General features: G+C 71.1%; 16 protein-coding genes and 1 pseudogene. 12 read left to right on the forward strand and 5 right to left on the reverse strand.

All coding sequences use genetic code 11. The annotated features are described in order from the left end of the window. Positions 1-258: 258 nt before the first annotated feature. From ABIC29_RS10950 to ABIC29_RS10965, 4 genes are all read left to right on the forward strand, one after another. Complete coding sequence (locus tag ABIC29_RS10950) at positions 259-1,086, forward strand: carbohydrate ABC transporter permease (RefSeq protein WP_199471713.1); 828 nt, start codon at positions 259-261, stop codon at positions 1,084-1,086. Next, positions 1,083-2,027 carry a carbohydrate ABC transporter permease gene (locus tag ABIC29_RS10955; protein WP_116084007.1) on the forward strand — a complete coding sequence of 315 codons (945 nt, stop codon included), beginning with the start codon at positions 1,083-1,085 and terminating at the stop codon, positions 2,025-2,027. Before ABIC29_RS10950 ends, ABIC29_RS10955 begins: the two co-directional genes overlap by 4 nt. Positions 2,028-2,099: 72 nt before the next feature. Beyond that, complete coding sequence (locus ABIC29_RS10960) at positions 2,100-3,428, forward strand: extracellular solute-binding protein (RefSeq protein WP_354245296.1); 1,329 nt, start codon at positions 2,100-2,102, stop codon at positions 3,426-3,428. Between the two features lie 73 nt (positions 3,429-3,501). Then, the gene (locus tag ABIC29_RS10965) at positions 3,502-5,268 is read left to right on the forward strand and encodes a glycoside hydrolase family 35 protein (RefSeq protein WP_354245299.1); all 1,767 of its coding nucleotides are present in this window, start codon (positions 3,502-3,504) and stop codon (positions 5,266-5,268) included. A gap of 44 nt (positions 5,269-5,312) precedes the next feature. Here the strand turns inward: ABIC29_RS10965 and ABIC29_RS10970 are convergent, their stop codons facing one another. Then, complete coding sequence (locus tag ABIC29_RS10970; protein ID WP_354245302.1) at positions 5,313-6,365, reverse strand: LacI family DNA-binding transcriptional regulator; 1,053 nt, start codon at positions 6,363-6,365, stop codon at positions 5,313-5,315. A gap of 44 nt (positions 6,366-6,409) precedes the next feature. On the opposite strand from ABIC29_RS10970, the gene ABIC29_RS10975 reads away from it, so the two are divergent. The 4 genes from ABIC29_RS10975 (at position 6,410) to ABIC29_RS10990 (ending at position 12,358) form a co-directional block, all read left to right on the forward strand. Further along, a complete protein-coding gene (locus tag ABIC29_RS10975) occupies positions 6,410-8,590 on the forward strand; it encodes an alpha-galactosidase (RefSeq protein WP_354245305.1) in 2,181 nt (726 codons plus the stop codon). Further along, positions 8,587-9,432, forward strand: coding sequence for an EamA family transporter (locus tag ABIC29_RS10980; protein WP_354245308.1), 846 nt, complete (start codon positions 8,587-8,589; stop codon positions 9,430-9,432). The genes ABIC29_RS10975 and ABIC29_RS10980 overlap by 4 nt, the downstream gene beginning before the upstream one ends. A 104-nt stretch (positions 9,433-9,536) precedes the next feature. Then, positions 9,537-9,938, forward strand: a complete 402-nt coding sequence (locus ABIC29_RS10985) for a hypothetical protein (protein ID WP_354245311.1) — start codon at positions 9,537-9,539, stop codon at positions 9,936-9,938. Positions 9,939-10,198: 260 nt separating this feature from the next. Continuing rightward, a complete protein-coding gene (locus ABIC29_RS10990) occupies positions 10,199-12,358 on the forward strand; it encodes an acyl-CoA dehydrogenase family protein (RefSeq protein WP_116083990.1) in 2,160 nt (719 codons plus the stop codon). A 52-nt stretch (positions 12,359-12,410) separates the two neighbouring features. Here the strand turns inward: ABIC29_RS10990 and ABIC29_RS10995 are convergent, their stop codons facing one another. Together ABIC29_RS10995 and ABIC29_RS11000 are read right to left on the reverse strand one after the other, a co-directional pair. Then, positions 12,411-12,581 (reverse strand): HPP family protein, encoded by a 171-nt coding sequence (locus ABIC29_RS10995; RefSeq protein WP_116083987.1) that lies wholly within the window; start codon positions 12,579-12,581, stop codon positions 12,411-12,413. 69 nt (positions 12,582-12,650) lie between these two features. Continuing rightward, positions 12,651-13,661, reverse strand: coding sequence for a malate dehydrogenase (locus ABIC29_RS11000; protein WP_354245316.1), 1,011 nt, complete (start codon positions 13,659-13,661; stop codon positions 12,651-12,653). Between the two features lie 102 nt (positions 13,662-13,763). On the opposite strand from ABIC29_RS11000, the pseudogene pip reads away from it, so the two are divergent. Beyond that, a pseudogene (gene pip, locus ABIC29_RS11005) lies at positions 13,764-14,717 on the forward strand (prolyl aminopeptidase); the annotation flags it as partial. A gap of 219 nt (positions 14,718-14,936) precedes the next feature. Next, the gene (gene ypfJ, locus ABIC29_RS11010) at positions 14,937-15,815 is read left to right on the forward strand and encodes a KPN_02809 family neutral zinc metallopeptidase (protein WP_354245319.1); all 879 of its coding nucleotides are present in this window, start codon (positions 14,937-14,939) and stop codon (positions 15,813-15,815) included. A gap of 326 nt (positions 15,816-16,141) precedes the next feature. Here ypfJ and ABIC29_RS11015 read toward each other — a convergent pair whose 3' ends face one another. Both ABIC29_RS11015 and ABIC29_RS11020 read right to left on the reverse strand, forming a co-directional pair. After that, complete coding sequence (locus ABIC29_RS11015) at positions 16,142-16,837, reverse strand: alpha/beta fold hydrolase (RefSeq protein ID WP_354245322.1); 696 nt, start codon at positions 16,835-16,837, stop codon at positions 16,142-16,144. Then, entirely contained in the window at positions 16,738-17,775 is a 1,038-nt protein-coding gene (locus ABIC29_RS11020; RefSeq protein ID WP_116083977.1) for an EamA family transporter, read from the reverse strand. Before ABIC29_RS11020 ends, ABIC29_RS11015 begins: the two co-directional genes overlap by 100 nt. A 295-nt stretch (positions 17,776-18,070) precedes the next feature. On the opposite strand from ABIC29_RS11020, the gene ABIC29_RS11025 reads away from it, so the two are divergent. Beyond that, on the forward strand, positions 18,071-19,114 hold the full coding sequence (locus ABIC29_RS11025) for a zinc-dependent alcohol dehydrogenase family protein (protein ID WP_354245325.1): 1,044 nt from the start codon (positions 18,071-18,073) through the stop codon (positions 19,112-19,114). Between the two features lie 32 nt (positions 19,115-19,146). Continuing rightward, positions 19,147-20,160 (forward strand): PHP domain-containing protein, encoded by a 1,014-nt coding sequence (locus ABIC29_RS11030; RefSeq protein ID WP_354245328.1) that lies wholly within the window; start codon positions 19,147-19,149, stop codon positions 20,158-20,160. Positions 20,161-20,182: the final 22 nt, after the last annotated feature.

A 20,182-nucleotide genomic window follows, 5' to 3' on the forward strand; every position in this document is an offset into this window, starting at 1 on the left:
CGGTGATGGCAACGCAAACATTCACGAAGGAGTGCGGACGCGAATGACGAAGTTGTCGCCCACCCGAGGCGCGGAAGCAGGCCGCGGATGACCGTGGCGCACGCGCATGCCCAGCCCCCGACCGGGGTCTCCACCGAGACGTACGCGACGGTCGCCGCGACCCGCGACGCGTCCGGCGGCACGACCGGCCGCACCGCCGGGACCCGCCGCAGGCGGCCTCGCCGCAATTGGGCTGGATGGTGGTTCGTCGGGCCCTTCATGCTCATCTTCACGCTCGTGTTCATCGCGCCGCTGGTGTACGCGATCTACCTGTCGCTCTTCCGCGAGACGCTCATGGGCGGCAACTCGTTCGTCGGGCTCGAGAACTACGCCATCGCCCTGGTCGACCCGAAGTTCTGGGAGGCCATGCTCCGGGTCTCGCTCTTCCTGCTGGTGCAGGTGCCGATCATGCTCGGCCTCGCGCTCTTCGCCGCACTCGCGCTCGACAGCGCGCGGCTCCGCTGGGTGCCGTTCTACCGGCTCTCGATCTTCCTGCCGTACGCCGTTCCCGGCGTCGTCGCGGTGATGATCTGGGGCTACATGTACGGCTCGCAGTTCGGCCTCGTCGCCGACCTGAACCGGTTCTTCGGCATGCAACTGCCCTCCCCGTTGGCCGAGAACCTGATCCTGACCTCGATCGGCAACATCGTCACGTGGGAGTTCGTGGGCTACAACATGCTCATCTTCTTCTCCGCGTTGAAGGCCGTGCCCCAGGAGCTCTACGAGGCGGCGGAGATCGACGGTGCGGGCACCTTCCGCACGATCTTCTCGATCAAGCTCCCGTCGATCCGCGGCGCGATCGTCATCGCGACGATCTTCTCCGTGATCGGCAGCTTCCAGCTCTTCAACGAGCCGTCGATCCTGCAGACGATCGCCCCGAACTCGATCACCACCTACTTCACGCCGAACCTCTACGCCTTCAACCTGTCGTTCGCCGGCTCGCAGTTCAACTACGCCGCCGCGATCGCGATCATCTCGGGAGTCATCACCATGATCGTCGCCTACCTCGTCCAGCTCGGCGGCGACCGGAACGGGTCGAAGGCATGAGCGCGGTCGAATCCGGCGTCAGGTCCAAGCCGGCGCCGAGCCGTCTCGCGAGCGGCAGGATCGCTCGCCGGCCGGGCAGGCGCGACCGGGCGACGCCGCGGCACAAGCGCGCCTCCATCACGCTCGGCATCCTGATGACGGTCATGCTGCTCTACTGCCTCGTGCCGCTCTGGTGGCTCGTCGTGAGCTCGACCAAGACGATGGACTCGCTCTACGACTCCTTCGCCTTCTGGTTCAGCGGCGAGTTCGCGCTCTTCCAGAACATCGTCGACACGTTCACGTACCAGGACGGCATCTTCCTGCGCTGGCTCGGCAACACGCTGGCCTACGTCGTCGTGGGTGCCGGCGGCGCCACGCTCTTCGCGACGCTCGCCGGGTACGGGCTCGCGAAGTACGACTTCCCCGGCCGGCGCTGGGTGTTCGCGATCATCCTCGGCGCGATGGCCATCCCGGCCTCGGCGCTCGCGGTGCCCCAGTTCCTGCTCTTCAGCGGGCTCGGGCTGACGAACACGCCCTGGTCGGTGATCATCCCCTCGATGGTGAGCGCCTTCGGGCTCTACCTCGTCTGGGTCTACGCCCGCGAGGCGATCCCCGACGAGCTGCTCGAGGCCGCACGGCTCGACGGCGCGGGCGAGATCCGCATCTTCTTCGTGATCGCCCTTCGCCAGCTCGCGCCGGCCCTCATCACGGTGCTGATGTTCACGGTCGTCGCGACCTGGAACAACTACTTCCTTCCTCTCATCATGTTGAGCGACGCCCAGTGGTATCCGCTGCCGGTGGGCCTCGCCCAGTGGTCGGCGCAGTCGAGCGCGATCGGCGGCCAGGCGATCCCGAACCTCGTCATCACGGGTTCGCTCCTCACCGTCATCCCCATCTCGGCGGCGTTCCTGTACCTGCAGCGCTACTGGCAGTCGGGACTGACCGCCGGGAGCGTCAAGTAGTCCGGCTCGTCCGGCGAAGCCGGTACGCCGGCACCCCAAACCCCAGAACACCAAGCGAAGGGAACCACAGCAATGGAACGAATCACCACCCGCCGATGGATGCGACTCGGAGCCGTCCTCGGCTCCGGTGCGCTGCTCGTCGGCGTGCTCTCGGGCTGCAGCGGCGCAGCACCGGGCGCTGACAGCGGCGTGACCGACACCGACGCCGCGTTGGCGGAGGACGTCACGCTCACCTGGTGGACGTGGAGCGACAACACTCAGGCGCAGGCCGACGCCATCTCCGAGGCGTACCCGAACGTCACGTTCGACGTCGTCAAGCTCGAGAATCCCGACGCCGTCGTCACCAAGCTCCAGAACGCCGTCAAGGCGGGCAAGGGCGCTCCCGACATCGTGCCGGTCGAGTACCAGACGGTGCCGCAGCTGACCCTCGGCGGCGCACTCGCCGACCTGACGCCCTACGGCCTCGACAGCTACGAGAGCTCCTTCACCGCGTCGACGTGGAACTCCGTCAACGTCGAGGACAAGCTCGTCGCGATGCCGTCGGACTCCGGCCCCATGGTCATGATCTACAACACGGCGCTCTACGAGAAGGCGGGCATCACCGAGCCGCCCGCCACGTGGGACGAGTTCGCGACGGCCTCGGCGGCCATCCACGCTGCGGACCCCGAGGCGTACATCGCGAACAGCGGCGACGCCGGCTTCTTCACCAGCATGATCTGGGCGTCGGGCGGCCGGCCGTTCACGACCGACGGCGAGGACGTCACCATCGACCTGCAGGACGAGGGCACGAAGAGGTTCGCGGACTTCTGGGGCGAGCGCCTCGCAGCCGGCGAGCTCTCCGGCCTATCGACCTGGTCGGACGAATGGACCAAGGCGCTCACCCAGGACAAGCTCGGCACCCTGCTCATGGGCTCCTGGATGATCAGCGGCATGGACGACTACGGCCCCGCCGGCCGGTTCGAGGTCGCTCCGATGCCGACGTGGGACGGCGAACCGGCTTCGGCTGAGAACGGCGGCAGCGGCCTCGCCGTCACCGCGCAGAGTGCCAACAAGGCCGCCGCGGCCGGCGTCCTGAAGTACCTCGCGGAGGGCGAGGGACGTGCCCTGCTGAACGAGAACGGCTTCCCGTCGACGATCGCCGACCTCGAGAACCCCGAGTGGCTCGACCACCCGTACGAGTCCTACGGCGGCCAGCCGGCGAACCAGGTCGGCGCGGCGTCGGCCGAGTCGGTCCTGCCCGGATGGCAGTACCTGCCCTACCAGGGCTATGCGAACAACGTCTTCTCCGACTCCGTCGGCAAGGCGCTCGGCTCCGGCGGCGACCTGAACGAGGCGCTCCTCGAGTGGCAGGACACCCTCGTGAAGTTCGGCGACGAGCAGGGCTTCACGGTCAACCAGTAGGACGCACATTCCGCGGGGCAGTCGCCGTCACGGCGGCTGCCCCGCGGCCCATTTCTCGACACAGGACCAGCGCATGCCCAACTTCTCCATCGGTGACACCGACTTCCTCCTCGACGGCTCGCCCCACCGCGTGCTCTCCGGCGCGCTGCACTACTTCCGCGTGCACCCCGACCAGTGGCGCGAGAGCATCCGCAAGGCGCGCCTCATGGGCCTCAACGCCATCGAGACGTACGTGCCCTGGAACGAGCACGCCCCGACCCGCGGCGAGTTCCGCACCGCCGGGCAGCTCGACCTGGCGCGATTCCTCGACCTGGTGCACGCCGAGGGCATGCACGCGATCGTGCGGCCCGGCCCCTACATCTGCGCCGAATGGCACGACGGCGGCCTCCCCTCGTGGCTCGTCGCGGACGAGGCGATCGTGCTGCGATCGCACGACGAGGCGTACCTCGCGGCCGTCGGCGAGTACCTCGACGAGGTCTACGCCATCGTGCGTCCCCGCCAGGTCCAACTCGGCGGCCCCGTGATCCTCGTGCAGATCGAGAACGAGTACGGTGCCTACGGCGCCGACCAGGACTACCTCAGCCGGCTCACCGAGCTGACCCGCGAGCACGGCATCGACGTGCCGCTGACCACCGTCGACCAGCCGTTCGACGAGATGCTCGAGAACGGAAGCCTCGACGGCCTGCACCGCACGGGGTCGTTCGGCTCGCGGGTGGGGGAGCGGCTGGCCACCCTGCGCCGCCATCAGCCGAGTGGTCCGCTGATGTGCTCCGAGTTCTGGTGCGGATGGTTCGACAGCTGGGGCGAGATCCACCACACGACCTCGGCGGAGGACGCCGCCCGCGAGCTCGACGAGCTGCTCGCGGCCGGGGCATCCGTCAACGTCTACATGTTCCACGGCGGCACGAACTTCGGCTTCACCGGCGGTGCGAACGACAAGGGCACGTACCGCCCGATCGCGACCTCGTACGACTACGACGCCCCGCTCGCGGAGGACGGCACGCCGACCGAGAAGTTCTGGCGCTTCCGCGAGGTCATCTCGAAGTACGCCCCGGTGCCGGAGGAGGTGCCGGCCGAGCGAGCGGATGCCCCCGAGCTCGACGTGCTCCTCGACCGCAGCACCTCGCTGTGGTCGGTGCCGATCTTCGAGTCCCAGCCCTTCGACCGCCTGCCGGTCGCCGCGGAGTTCGGCTCGATCCGGGGATTCATGCGGTACTCGACGCAGATCGAGCACGGCGGGCTGCTCGCCTTCGGCGAGGTGCGCGACCGGGCCCAGGTGTTCGTCGACGGGGCGTTCGTCGGCACGCTCGACCGCGAACTCCACGAGCGGGTGCTCCCGCTGCCGGACGACGCCCGGGGCGAGCTCACCGTGCTCGTTGAGAACCTCGGCGGGGTGAACTACGGGCCCCGCCTCGGCGAGGCCAAGGGACTCATCGCGCCCGCGACCCTCGACGGCGTGCCGCTCACCGAATGGTCGGCCGCACCGATCCTCCTCGACGATCTCGCAGCCGTGCGCACCGCGCTCGCGGCGGGCCCAGGGGCCGGATCGAAGCGGGCCGGCGCACCGCTCTCGGGACCGGTGTTCGCGAGCGGCACCTTCGAGGTGGAGTCGTCGGCCGACCTCCAGCTCGAGCTGACCGGCTGGACCAAGGGCGTCGTGTGGGTCAACGGCGTGAACCTCGGGCGGTACTGGAGTCGGGGCCCGCAGCGCACGCTCTACGTGCCGGCACCCGTCGTGCGGGCGGGCGAGAACGAGCTCGTGATCTTCGAGAGCCTCGGGGCGGTCTCGGCGAGCGCTCGGTTCGTCGCGCAGCCCGAGCTCGGCCAGACCGAGGCATGATCGCGCCGGCGCGATCGGGCCGCGCCGGGCCCGCCGGGGCGACGTCAGTCGCGTCGTGCGGGTCCGGTGCTGTCGCGGACGACGAGCCGCGTCTCGACGAGGACCTTCTGCCGGGTGTCGGGCTCGCCGTCGATGAGCGAGAGCAGCAGGGACGTGGCGCTCTTGCCGACCCGGTCGAAGTTCTGGTGGATCGTCGTGAGCGACGGCCAGTAGACCAGCGCCTCCTCGGAGTCGTCGAACCCGACCACGCTGATGTCCCCCGGCACGCTCCATCCGCGTTCCTTGATCGCGTGCATGACGCCGAGGGCCATCTGGTCGTTGCCCGCGAAGACCGCGGTCGGCGGGGGGCCGCTCGCGAGGAGTTCGCGCCCGAGGGCGAGGCCGGACGCGGCACTCCAGTCGCCGACGAGCACGGGGCGCGCGGGGAGGTTCGCGTCGGCCATCGTCTGCACGTACGTGACGGCGCGTCGTCGCGACGAGAACGAGCTCTCGGGCCCGGAGACGTGCGCGATGTCGCGGTGGCCGAGGTCGAACAGGTGCTGCAGTGCGAGCCGCGCGCCCTGCTCCTGGTCGGTGTCGACGATCGTGTACGGCAGCTTGGCGTCGGAGTCGACGATGACGAGCGGCAGCCCCGCCGTGAACTTCCGATCGTCGAGCGGGCCGACCTCCGCGGACATCACGAGGATGATGCCGTCGACGGCCTGCTCCTCGAGTCGGCTGAACGCGCCGGCGACGTCGAGCTGCGTCGGGTCGAAGACCGGCAGCAGGGTCGTCGTGTAACCGGCGGCCTCGGATGCCTCGGCGACCGCGTTGAGCGTGCGCTCGTTGCCGAGCGTCGCGAGGTTGAACGTGACGAACCCGATGCTCCGGAACCGTCCGGACTTGAGGTTGCGCGCCGCGCTGTTCGGGCGGTAGCCGAGCGCCTGCATCGAGGCGAGCACCTTGTCGCGGGTCGTGGGACGCACGTTGTTCTGGCCGTTCGCGACGCGCGAGACGGTCTGTGCGGAGACTCCGGCGTGCATGGCGACGTCGGTGATCGATGCACGCGCTCTGGAATGCGGCACGGGTCCAGACGTAGTGTTCGATTCGGGCGACATGGTGACGTAAACACTATCGCGAGGGTCCCTCGAGAGGAATTGACATGACACTCATCGCAGACTTCGGCCTGGTGCTGCGCGCGGGCGGCGTCGCCCTCGTGCTCGACCTCGGCGAGCGCGGGCTGCCCTCGGTCGTGCACTGGGGTGCCGACACGGGTGCACTCGACGCCTCGGCCTATCGCGCGCTGCGCGAGACCGGCGTGCTCCCGGTGGGCGCGAGCGAGGTCGACGTGCCGGTTCGGGTCTCGATCCTCCCGGAGCACGCCCGTGGCTGGATGGGTCGTCCCGGCGTCAGCGGGTCGAGGGCCGGCACCGCGTGGTCGCCCCTCTGGCGCGTGAGCACCGTGACGCTCGACGGCGTCCCGCTGGCCGGGGCATCCGCTCGCACCGTGGTGGATCACGGCGCCGGAACCCTCGTCGTGACCGCGGCCGACGAGGACGCCCGGCTGTCGCTCACCCTCACGGTCGAGCTCAGCGAGGCCGGCATCGTGCGCACCCGAGCCGACCTGCGCAACTTCGGCGCCGAGGCGTACCAGCTCGACGACCTCATGCTCTGCCTGCCGACGCCCGCCATCGCGAGCGAGGTGCTCGACTTCGCCGGACGCTGGGCGGGGGAGCGCGCGCCGCAACGTCGCGCGCTGACGGTCGGCACGCACCGGCGCGAGGGCCGCCGCGGTCGCACCGGACTCGACGCGGCGACGATCCTCTCGGTGGGCACGCCGGGCTTCGGCTTCGCCCACGGCGAGGTCTGGGGCGTCCACACCGCGTGGTCGGGCAACCACGTGCACCAGGTCGAGCGGGTGCTGAGCGGTGAGCAGCTGCTCGGCGGCGGCGAGCTCCTGCTGCCGGGCGAGGTGCGCCTCGCCCGGGGCGAGCACTACGAGAGTCCGTGGGTCTACGGCATCTACGGTGCCGGACTCGACGATGCGGCGCGGCGGATGCATCGCCACCTCAGGGCCCGTCCGCAGCATCCGCGCTCACCGAGGCCGGTCACGCTCAACGTGTGGGAGGCGGTGTACTTCGACCACGACGAGGGCACGCTCGTCGACCTCGCCGAGCGGGCGGCGGCGATCGGCATCGAACGCTTCGTGCTCGACGACGGATGGTTCGGCGCGCGTCGGAACGATCGTGCGGGCCTCGGCGACTGGACCGTGTCGGCCGACGTCTGGCCGAACGGGCTGCATCCGCTCGTCGATCGCGTGCGCGACCTCGGCATGCAGTTCGGCCTCTGGTTCGAGCCCGAGATGGTGAACATGGACTCCGACCTCGCGCGGTCGCATCCCGAGTGGATCATGGCGACGGGCGGCCGGCTCCCGGTGGAGTCGCGCAACCAGCAGGTGCTGAACCTCGGCATCCCCGAGGCGTACGCCCACGTGCGCGACGCGATGTGCGCGATCCTCGCCGAGTACGACATCGCCTACCTCAAGTGGGATCACAACCGCGACCTCGTGGATGCCGGCACGTCGCCGTCCGGCGTCGCAGGGGTGCACGAGCAGACGCTCGCGTTCTACCGGCTCGTCGACGAGATCAAGGCACGGCATCCCGGCCTCGAGATCGAGTCGTGCTCGTCGGGCGGCGGCCGGGTCGACCTCGGCGTCCTCGAGCGCACCGAGCGCATCTGGGTCTCCGACAACAACGACCCGATCGATCGGCAGCAGACGAACCGGTGGACGACGCAGCTCGTCCCGCCCGAGCTCATGGGGGCCCACATCGCGTCGGGCGCCTCGCACACGACGAACCGGCTCCACGCGCTCTCGTTCCGAGCCATCACCGCGCTGTTCGGCCACCTCGGCGTCGAATGGGACCTGCGGCAGGCGAGCGCCGCCGAACTCGGCGAGCTCGAGGCGTGGATCCGGCTGCACAAGGAGCACCGCGAACTGCTCCACGGCGGCGAGCTCGTGCGACTCGACCACCCCGACGACTCGATCTCGGTGAACGGCGTCGTCGCGGCCGACGGCTCGGCTGGTCTCTACGCGTTCGTGTCGCTCGCGCGCGCCGCGGTCGCGAGCCCCGGGCGCATCCGCCTGCCCGGCCTCGACGCGGACGCGCGCTACCGCGTCGAGCCCCTGCTCGTCGGCGGGGTGCCGCACGGGGCCGACCCCGCTCCGTGGTGGGAGGCCGGCCGGCTCGAGCTGAGCGGGGCGGCGCTCGCCTCGGTCGGCGTCGTGATGCCCGCCCTCCGTCCGGAGCAGGCGGTGCTGCTGCGCGCCGTGCGTGCCGCGTGAGCGCAGGCGTCCTCCTCGCCGTGCTCGGCGCCGCGCTGCTGCACGGCACCTGGAACGCCATCGCGAAGGCGATCCCCGCCCGGCTCGTCTCGTCCGCGCTGATCGGGACGGTCTACCTCGTGGCGGGGGCGATCGGATGCCTCGTGCTCCCGTTCCCGCCGCGGGAGGTCTGGCCGTACCTGCTCGTCTCCGCCGCCGTGCAGACGCTCTACCTCGTGCTGCTGACGGCGGCGTACGCGAAGTCGGAGTTCGGTCGCACCTACCCGCTGACGCGGGGCATCGCCGTGCTCGGCATCACGCTGATCGCGACGATGTTCCTCGGCGAACGGATGGCCCCGGCCCAGATCGCCGGGGTCGCCGTCGTCGCGATCGCGCTGTTCGCGCTGTCGTGGTCGCCGAAGGGTCGCGGCGGCCCGGCGGGAACCCTGATGGCGGTCGCCGTCGGCGTCACGATCACCGCGTACTCGGTGCTCGACGGCATCGGCGTTCGCCTCTCGGGCGAGCCGTTCGGCTACGCGTCGTGGCTGTTCCTCATGCAGGGCGTCACGATCCCGCTCGTCTGCCTCGTGCTCTCCCGCGACCGGGCCGGATTGCTCCGCGGCATGCGCGAGCACGCGCCGATGGGCGTGCTCGGCGGCATCCTCTCGCTCGCCGCCTACACGATCGTCGTGTGGGCCCAGTCGCTGGCGCCGCTCGCGATCGTCTCCGCCCTGCGCGAGACGGGGGTGCTCGCCGCCGGGGCCATCGGCTACTTCGTCTTCCGCGAGCCGTTCAGCCGGTGGCGGCTCACGGCCACCGTCTGCGCGGTGTCGGGGATCGTCGCGATCCGACTCGGCGGGTGACGCGGGGTGACGCGTCCCCCGCATCCGCCGCTCGGGGGCTCCGGCTCGCTACGATCACGGTGGAGTCGGTCGGCGCCGGTCGGCCGGGCGGAGGGGGATCCACCATGGCACAGCACACCGGTCGTCCAGCGGGCGTCACCATCGTCGCGATCATCGCGTGGATCTCGGGTGCGATCGACCTCGTCGTCGGCACGATCGGATTCTTCCGGGCGAGCGCGATCGCGGTCGATCCGCAGTGGGGCGGCGCGGGCGCGGTCTACGTGTCGGCGATCGTCTCGATCATCCTCGGCCTGATCACGGTGATCGTCGCGGGCGGCCTGCTCGGCGGCAACACGGCGGCACGCCTCATCGTCACGGTGGTGATGGTGCTCTCGCTCATCTCGTCGCTGTTCGTCGCGGTCGCCGCCCTCGGCAACCCGGTCGGCGAGTGGCTGAGCATCCTCGTCACGTTCATCGGGCTGATCCTCCTCTGGTCCAGGAAGGCGAACGCCTTCTTCAACGGTTGAGCGCGATGAGCGGATGCCGCGTGGCGGCCGCCCTCGCGACCGCCGAGGCGCGACCCGTGCCGTCATGGCCCACGCCGGTGCGAGGCGCTCGCTTGTGCGCATCGCATAGGGCCGCGGCATCCGATTTGTAGCTTTGTCACAGGCCGCACCGAGCCGTCTCCGCGCGCCTTTGTCGGCGTCGTCTGCAGTGCTTTGGCGGCGCGCGAGCCGGTCATACCGTGGAATGAGCTGATCCGCGCATATGAAGGACGTAACCGACGATGGTTGACACGGCATCCCGCACCACGAAGAACGACGCGAAGACCCGCGACGCGAAGACCGACGACGCGACGACCGCCGCGACCGTGCCCGCGACCCCCGCGCGCGACACGCCCGCGGCCCCGCTTCCCGCGCCCGCCTCCGGCGCCCGCCCGGCCGGCCCGCGCGTCGACGTGGCATCGCTCGGCCGCCAGCTGCTCGGCACCTGGGGCGAAGCCCGCCTCGAGGCGCGCACCCGCGCCGGTCAGCCCGACTTGCAGCGCATCGAGGGCCAGACGATGGACGAGCACCGCGAGCGCGTGCTCGGGCAGTTGAAGATCCTCGCCGACCAGGGCGCCGTGCATCGTGCCTTCCCGAAGTCCGTCGGCGGACACGAAGACCACGGCGGCAACATCGCCGGTTTCGAAGAGCTCGTGCTCGCCGACCCCAGCCTCCAGATCAAGGCGGGCGTGCAGTGGGGATTGTTCGGTGCGGCGGTGCTGCACCTCGGAACCGAGTACCACCACGAGACGTACCTGCCCGACATCATGTCGCTGAAGGTTCCGGGTGCGTTCGCGATGACCGAGACCGGCCACGGGTCGGATGTCGCGGCCATCGGCACGACCGCGACGTACGACGAGAAGAAGCAGCAGTTCGTCATCGACACCCCGTTCCGCGGTGCGTGGAAGGACTACCTGGGCAATGCCGCGGTGCACGGCACGGCGGCGGTCGTGTTCGCCCAGCTCATCACGAAGGGCGTCAACCACGGCGTGCACGCGTTCTACGTGCCGCTGCGCAATGCCAAGGGCGGGTTCCTCAAGGGCATCGGCGGCGAGGACGACGGCCTGAAGGGCGGACTGAACGGCATCGACAACGGCCGCCTGCACTTCACGAACGTGCGCGTCCCGCGCGAGAACCTCCTGAACCGCTACGGTTCGGTCGCCGAGGACGGCACCTACTCGAGCCCCATCTCGAGCCCTGGTCGCCGGTTCTTCACGATGCTCGGCACGCTCGTGCAGGGTCGCGTCTCGCTCGACGGCGCTGCGACCGCGGCATCCGCTGCAGCCCTCGCGATCGCGGTGACCTACGGCAACCAGCGCCGTCAGTTCAACGCCGCCAGCGAGACCGATGAAGAGGTGCTGCTCGACTACCAGCGCCACCAGCGCCGCCTGCTGCCGAAGCTCGCGACGACGTACGCGCAGTTCTTCGCCCACGACGAGTTCCTCGTGAAGTTCGATGCCGTGTTCTCGGGCAAGGCCGACACCGACGACGACCGCCAGGACCTCGAGACGATCGCCGCGTCGCTCAAGCCGCTCTCGACGTGGCACGCGCTCGAGACGCTGCAGGAGGCCCGTGAGGCCTGCGGCGGGTCCGGCTTCCTCGCCGAGAACCGTCTCGTGGGCCTCCGCCAGGACCTCGACGTGTACGTCACGTTCGAGGGCGACAACAACGTGCTGCTCCAGCTCGTCGCCAAGCGCCTGCTCACCGACTACTCGAAGCAGTTCGCGAAGGCGGATGTCGGGGCCATGGCCCGCTACGTCGTCTCGCAGACGGCGGAGCGCGCGTACCACGGCACGGGCCTGCGACGCCTCGGGCAGAACATCGCCGACCTCGGTTCGACCGCGCGCTCGGTCGCGGAGCTCCGCGACGCCGACACGCAGCGCTCGATGCTGACCGACCGCGTCGAGACGATGATCGCCGACATCGCCGGCCGGCTGCGCGAGGCCCGCAAGCTCTCGAAGGTCGAGGGGGCTGCGCTCTTCAACCGCAACCAGAACGAGCTCATCGAGGCCGCCCGCGCGCACGCCGAGCTGCTGCAGTGGGAGGCCTTCACGCGCGGCCTCGCGAAGGTCACCGACCCGGGCACCAAGCAGGTGCTCACGTGGGTGCGCGACCTGTTCGGGCTCGGCCTCATCGAGCAGCACGCCGCCTGGTACCTCATCAACGGCCGGCTCTCGCCGAAGCGCGCGCAGTCGGTCACGGCGTACATCGATCGCCTGATCGAGCGCCTGCGTCCGCACGCCCAGGACCTGGTCGACGCGTTCGGCTACGGCCCCGAGCACCTGCGGGCGAAGATCGCGTCGGGCGCCGAGCAGGAGCGTCAGGACGAAGCCCGTGCGTACTACGCGGCCAAGCGCGCCGACGGCACGCTGCCGGTTCCGGAGAAGAGCAAGAAGAAGTAACCGCCGCCTCGCGGTTCGCGCGGCCGGGGGCCTTCGGGTCTCCGGCCGTTCGCTATTCGGTCGGCGGCTTCATGATGGCGCCGGTCGCGAGGCCCATGACCACGCCGGCGGCGAGCCACAGCCAGAAGCCCGTGATGAAGCTGATCACGAGGCCGACGATGACGCCCATGACGAGTCCGACGATGAGCTGCTTGCGGCGTGCGGGCGTGATCGGCTTGGCCATGCGTCAAGCCTACGTCGGCCGAAGCCGGGGTCAGACCGGCCGGTCGGCCCGCGCTGGCCGTGGCTCGGCTCAGATGAGGCCGAGCGCGCGAACCGCCTCGCGCTCCTCGACGAGCTCGGCGACGGAGGCATCGATGCGGTGCCGGGCGAACGCGTCGACCTCGAGCCCCTGCACGATGCGCCACGCGCCGTCGACCGATTCGACCGGGAACGACGAGACCAGCCCCTCCGGCACGCCGTACGATCCGTCGGAGACGACGGCCGCGCTCGTCCACCCGCCGTCGGTGCCGTGCACCCAGTCGCGCATGTGGTCGATCGCGGCGCTCGCCGCCGAGGCGACGGACGAGGATCCGCGCACCTCGATGATCTCGGCTCCGCGCTTGGCGACGCGCGGGATGAACGTGTCGACGAGCCACTCCCGCGCGGTGTCGGTGCCGCCGAGGCGGGCGGCGAGCAGCGCGGGCACCGACTCGCCGTCGATCGTCGCGTGGGAGACATCCGGGAACTGGGTCGCCGAGTGGTTGCCCCAGATCGTGACGTCGCGCAGGCTGCCGACGTTGGCGCCGAGGGTCGCGGCGAGCTGCCCGAGCGCGCGGTTGTGGTCGAGGCGGGTGAGGGCCGTGAAGCGCTCGGCCGGGACATCCGGAGCATGCGAGGCCGCGATGAGCGCGTTGGTGTTGGCCGGGTTGCCGACCACGACGACGCGGATGTCGTCGGCGGCACCGGCGTTGATCGCCTCGCCCTGTGGACCGAAGATGCCGCCGTTGGCGGCGAGCAGGTCGCCGCGCTCCATGCCGGCCGTGCGCGGACGAGCACCCACCAGCAGTGCGAGGCTCGACCCGGCGAACGCCTGGGTCGCGTCGTCGTACACGTCGACCTGGCGGAGCAGGGGGAAGGCGGCGTCCTGCAGTTCGAGGGCGGCTCCCTCGGCTGCGCGCACGCCCTGGGGGATCTCGAGCAGGTTCAACCGCACCGGGACGTCGGGGCCGAGGATCGCACCCGACGCGATGCGGAACAGCAGCGCGTAGCCGATCTGGCCGCCCGCCCCCGTGATCGTGATGGTGACCGGTTTCGCGCTCATGGGTCGAGCCTACGCGTCGTGCCCCCGGTTCGCGCCGGTGCGGCGCCCCCGGCTGCGGCGCGGCATCCGGCGGGGTGGTGGCGGCATCGCTACCGTGTGGTCATGAGAGACCTGTATCCGGAGATCGAGCCGCTCGAGACGGGCATGCTCGACGTGGGGGACGGACAGCACATCTACTGGGAGATCTCGGGCAACCTCGAGGGCAAGCCCGTCGTCTTCCTGCACGGCGGGCCCGGGGGCGGCACGAGCCCTGCGCATCGTCGCCTGTTCGATCCGGAGCGGTACCGCATCGTGCTCTTCGACCAGCGGGGCTGCGGCCTCTCCATCCCGCATGCGAGCGAGCCCGACGCCGACCTCTCGGCGAACACCACCTGGCATCTCGTCGCCGACATCGAACGGCTGCGCGTGCACCTCGGCGTCGACCGGTGGCAGGTGTTCGGCGGCTCATGGGGGAGCGCCCTCGCCCTCGCCTACGCGGAGACCCACCCCGAACGCGTCACCGAACTCGTGCTCCGCGGCGTCTTCACCCTGCGTCGGCAGGAGCTCGACTGGTTCTACGAGGGCGGCGCCTCGGCGATCTTCCCCGACCTGTGGGAGGACTTCCTCGCGCCGATCCCGGTGCTCGAGCGCACGCACCTGATCGAGGCGTACGGCCGCCTGCTCGCCGACCCGAATCCCGAGGTGCACCAGTCGGCCGCGATCGCGTGGTCGCGGTGGGAGGCCACGACGATCACGCTCCTGCCGCAGGTCGAGACGATCGCGAAGTTCACCTCGCCCGAGTACGCGACCGCGTTCGCGCGCATCGAGAACCACTACTTCCGGCATGGCGGATGGTGGGACGACGGGCAGCTCATCCGCGACGCGCATCGGCTCGCCGAGATCCCGACGGTGATCGTGCAGGGCCGCTACGACGTGTGCACCCCCGTGATGACCGCGTGGGACCTGCATCGCGCACTGCCGGAGGCCGAGCTGCGCATCATCGGCGACGCCGGGCACGCGTTCGACGAGCCCGGGATCCTCGATGCGCTCATCGACGCGACCGATCGGTTCGCCGAGGAGCGGTACTCGGGCGAGCTCTCGGACGACGAGCTCATCGACGACGACCTCATCGACGACGTCGACGAGGACGTGTTCGGGGCGGCGACCGGGGCCGCCACCGAGGCGGCGGACGACCTGGAGGATCCGGCGGCAGACGATGCGGGCGACGCCGACGCTGACGAGTCCGGCGACGGCGACGGCGACGACGTCGGGCGTCGCGTGGAGTAGCTTCGGATCATGACCTTCAACCCGAACGCCGACATCCGCGGCGGGAAGGCCTCCAAGCGAGGACGCAACACCGGCATCGCCGTCGGCGGCGGTCTCGGCGTGATCGCGCTCGTCATCGTCTCGCAGCTGCTGGGCGTGGACCTCACCGGTCTCCTCGGCGGAGGCGGCCAGGAGGCGGCTCCCGATTCGAGCATCGAGGAGTGCCAGACCGGCCAGCAGGCGAACGAGCGCGTCGACTGCCGCATGAAGGGCGCCTCGGCGTCGCTCGAGGCGTACTGGGAGCAGGCCGCGCCGCAGGAACTGGGGCTCGCGTACACCGCCCCGCAGGGCTTCGTGCTGTTCGACCAGGCGACGAGCACGGGCTGCGGCTCGGCGACGAGCGCGACAGGCCCGTTCTACTGCCCGCCCGACCAGACGATCTACGTCGACGTCACGTTCTTCGACGAGCTCGAGAACCGCTTCGGATCGAGCGGCGGCCCCCTGGCCCAGATGTACGTCGTAGCGCACGAATGGGGTCATCACGTGCAGAACCTGGCCGGCACCCTCGAGGCCGCGCAGGACGGCCAGACGGGGCCGACGTCGAACAGCGTGCGCACCGAACTGCAGGCCGACTGCTTCGCGGGCGCGTGGGTCGCGAACGCGGCGAACACGACCGACGACCAGGGCGTCTCGTTCCTGCTGCCGCCGACCGCGGCCGAGGTCGCCGACGCGCTGAGCGCGGCATCCGCCGTGGGCGACGACCGCATCCAGCAGGCCGCGCAGGGGCAGGTCACGCCGCACACGTTCACGCACGGCACGAGCGAGCAGCGCCAGCGCTGGTTCACGACCGGGTACGAGCAGGGCGCCGCCGCCTGCGACACGTTCGCCATCGACGGCGCGCGGCTCTGAGGCTTCGCGGCTCCGAGGTTCCCGGCTCCGAGGTTCTCGCCGCTGGACAGGGCGTCGCCGATATCGACGGCGGATTCCTCGCCGCATCCGCGTCATGATCGCGACGCTCGCGCGTCTCTCAGATGAGGGCACGCAGCGGGCGTGCCGTGAGCGACGGGACATCCTGATGCATCACCCGAGCACCCCTACCGTGCCGCACCGCGAACTCTTCCAGGCAGCAGGTCTCCAGGAGACCGTCGAACTGGCCTGCACCTGCACCCGGGGCGTGGACCACTGGTACTCGCGGCCGGGCGGCCCGATCACGCCGGGCGCACCGACCGGGAGGCTCAGTGGATCGCCGAGGCGATCGCCTGCCCCAACTGCACGGGCTTCGTGAACTGGGGCCAGTGGCCGGTGGGCACGTCGAGGTAGTCGACGTCGCGCACCCGCGCGAGCTCGCGCGTGAACGGCGCGTCGGCGGCGAGGTACTCGCGAAGGGCGGCGCTCGGGAACTCCGACGCGATGATCGTGACAGGCACGTCGAAGCGGCGCTCGTCGACGAGGGCGATCGGGTCGGAGGCCACGCCGGCGGGCTGCGGCACGGCGCGCGCGCGGAACATCGTGCGCAGGGCGTCGTCGAGGTCGACGAGGTCGGCGTCGTCGAATTCATCCCACGCGGGCAGCGGGATCTCGCCGTCGACCACGGGCAGGGCGTCGTTGATGGCCTGCCCGTCGGCGAGGGGGCCCGCGTCGACGTAGACCACCCTGGCGATGCGGTCTGGGCGCCGATCGGCGACGCCGTGCGCGATCGGCCCGCCGCCCGAGTGCCCGACGAGCACCACCGGCTCGTCGAAGGTGTCGACGAACCGCACGACGGCGTCGATGTGCTCGCGCAGGCCGATGCCCGAGCGATCGGCGTCGACCGAGTCGAGCCCCGGCAGGGTCACCGGGTGGGTTCGGTGCCCCTGCTCCTCGATGAGGGGGACGACGTCGTTCCACGATGAGGCGTCGAGCCAGAAGCCGGGGATGAGGATGATGTCCATGTGCTCGACGCTACGGCCCGCCTCCGACACCCGCCGGCGGCGAGCACGACGATGCCGAGCGCGAGGATCGCGAGTCCGAGCACCGATCCCGGCGCCAGCGTCTCACCGAGCACGACGACGCCGAGGATCCCCGCGGTCAGCGGCTCGGCGAGGGTCAGGGTCGAGACCACCGCGGGCGCGAGACCCGAGAGTCCGACCCCGAAGAGCACGTAGGCGAGCGTCGTCGCGACGAGCCCGAGCCACAGCGCCATCGCGAGCCCGGGGCCGGTGGCGAGCCACGCGGCATCCGTCATCAGGAGCACCGGCAGGCTGACGAACGCGGCGGTGCCGAAGAGCGCCCCCATGCTGCCGGTCGGCGTGAACCCCTGGTCGAGGAGCCATTTCGCGGCGAGCGTGTAGACCGCGTACGAGGCCCCCGCCGTGACCGAGGCGAGCAGTCCGAGCGGGTTCGCCGCAGCGTGCGAGGGGTCGGACGCCGCGGCGAGCACGGTGACGCCGACCGTCGCGATCGCGGTCGCCAGCAGCCAGCGCCGGCCGGGGAAGCGACGGCGCAGCGCCCAGTCGAGCGCGCCGGTGAGCACGGGCGCCGACCCCAGGGCGACGACGGTGCCGACGGCCACGCCGTTGGCCGCCGTGCCGGCGAAGAACGCCGGCTGGTAGGCGAGCACGCCGGCGGCACCGATGGCGACGACCAGGGCGACGGCGAGCGGATGCCGCGACGAGGGCGCGGTCGTCGAGGCCTGCGCCGCGGCATCCGCTCGCCGACGTCGCCGCCGCACGATGGCCGTCACGGACGCGACGAGGGCGAGCGCCCCGCCGCCGATGAGGATGCGCGCCGCGCCGATCGAGAGGGGGTCGGCGTCGGGCCCGAGCGCCTGCGCGGCGCCCGTGGTGCCGAAGCACACGGACGCGAGGAGCACGGCGACGACGAATGGCATGCGAAGATTGTTCCACAATCTCGCAGGCGCCGCAGTGCCGCATCCGAATCCGCCGGGAGGACGCGATCCGGCGGTCGCGATCGGGTCCCACCCTCGGAGCCCGTCCTCTCGGTGCGTGCGGCGCGAGCGGCGGAGCAGCCGCGGGGCCCGCGGAGCGACGCCGCGGGGCCGCTCGGGCCGGTAGGCTCGCATCCTGTCGCCGGTGATCCCGCGTGGCGGACGCGTGCCCCCAAACGCCCCGCCGACCCGACGCGCCCCTCGAGCCGCGACATCCGTCGACCCAACGGAGGACCCCGTGCGTGCCGTGCTCTTCACCGGATTCGGCGAGCGACCAGAGCTCACCGACGTGCCCGAACCCGACTGCCCCCCGCGCGGCGCGGTGATCCGGGTGCGGGCCACCGGCGTCTGCCGCAGCGACTGGCACGGCTGGATGGGCCACGACGAGACCATCGCGCTGCCGCACGTGCCGGGCCACGAGTTCGCCGGCGAGATCGCCGAGCTCGGCTCCGAGATCGATCCGTCCTCCGGCTGGGCCGTCGGCGACCGCGTCACGGCGCCCTTCATCTGCGCGTGCGGTCGCTGCGCCGAATGCCGCTCGGGCAACGAGCAGGTCTGCGACGCGCAATCCCAGCCCGGCTTCACCAGGTGGGGCTCGTTCGCCGAGTACGTCGTCGTCGACGAGGCCGAGCTCAACCTGATCCGCCTGCCCGACGGGCTCGGCTTCGTCGAGGCGGCCTCGCTCGGCTGCCGGTTCGCGACCGCCTACCGCGCGATCGTCTCGCGCAGCAGGCTCGCCCCCGGCGAGAAGATCGCGGTGCACGGATGCGGCGGGGTCGGCCTCTCGGCCATCATGATCGCCGTCGCCGCGGGCGTCACGGTCTACGGCGTCGACGTGTCGGATGCCGCACTCGAGGCCGCCGAGAAGCTCGGCGCCGTTCCCGTGCGCGGCGGCGAGGGGGCCGCAGAACGGATCCTCGCGGCATCCGGCGGCGGCGTCGACGTCTCGGTCGACGCGTTCGGCAGCAGCGAGACGGCGTTCGCCTCGGTGCAGAGCCTGAAGAAGCGCGGCCGCCATGTGCAGATCGGCCTCATGGTCGGCACCAGTGCGCTCGCCGCGATGCCCATGGACGCCGTGATCGCCGGCGAGCTCGAGATCCTCGGCAGCCACGGCATGGCCGCGCACGAGTACCCGTCGATGCTCGGCGCCGTCGCCGAGGAGTTCTTCCGCCCGATCGAGCTCGTCGGCCGGCGCATCGGCCTCGACGAGGTGCCCGACGCGCTCGCCGCGATGGGCACCGCCGGCGCCGCCGGCTCGGGCATGACGGTCGTCGAGCTCTAGCCCGACCGAGCCGCCCGCGCAAGAATGGGCGGATGGACCCGATCGCAGCCCTCGAGGAGATCGCGTTCCTGCTCGAGCGCGACCGAGCCTCGGCGTTCAAGTCGAAGGCGTTCCGCAAGGCCGCCGGCATCATCGCCGACTACCCTGCGGCCGAGCTCGCCGAGCGCGTGCGCGACGGCCGCCTGAAGCGCACCGCGGGCATCGGCGACACCACGTTCGCGGTCATCGCCGAGGCCGTCGGGGGCGAGGTGCCCGGCTACCTCGTCGCGTTGCGCGAGAAGAACGGGCCCGCCGCCGGTGCGGCGCCCACGGGGCTCAGGGCGAAGCTCCGCGGCGACCTGCACAGCCACACCGACTGGTCCGACGGCACGACGCCGATCTCGACGATGGCGCGCGCGGCCGAGCTCGTCGGCCTCGAGTACCTCGTCGTCAGCGACCACTCGCCGAACCTCACGATCGCGAACGGGCTCAGCGTCGAGCGCCTGCTCGACCAGCTCGACGTGCTCACCAGGCTCAACGCCGACGCCGGCATCCGCCTGCTGTCGGGCATCGAGGTCGACATCCTGGTCGACGGCAGGCTCGACCAGACGCCCGAGACGCTCGAACGCCTCGACGTGGTCGTCGCGAGCATCCACTCGAAGCTCCGCACCGAGTCGAAGGAGCTGACCGAGCGGATGCTGCGCGCGGTGCGCAACCCGCGCACGAACGTGCTCGGCCACTGCACCGGCCGACTCGTCGAGGGGTCGCGCGGCACGCGCCCGCAGTCCACGTTCGATGCGAAGGCCGTGTTCGACGCGTGCGCGGAGCACGACGTCGCCGTCGAGATCAACTCACGGCCGGAACGCCGGGACCCGCCCGACGACCTCATCCAGCTGGCACTCGAGGCCGGATGCCGCTTCTCGATCGACAGCGACGCGCACGCTCCAGGCCACTTCGCGTTCCTCGAGCTCGGAGCCGCCCGTGCCGAGGCCAACGGCGTGCCGGCCGAGCGGATCGTGAACACCTGGCCGGCGGAGCAGCTGCTCGACTGGGCTGCGGCGCGCTGAGGCATCCGCCCGCCGCACGGCG

It is taken from the genome of Agromyces sp. PvR057 (assembly GCF_040547485.1).
In the GTDB taxonomy this organism is placed as follows: Bacteria; Actinomycetota; Actinomycetes; order Actinomycetales; family Microbacteriaceae; genus Agromyces.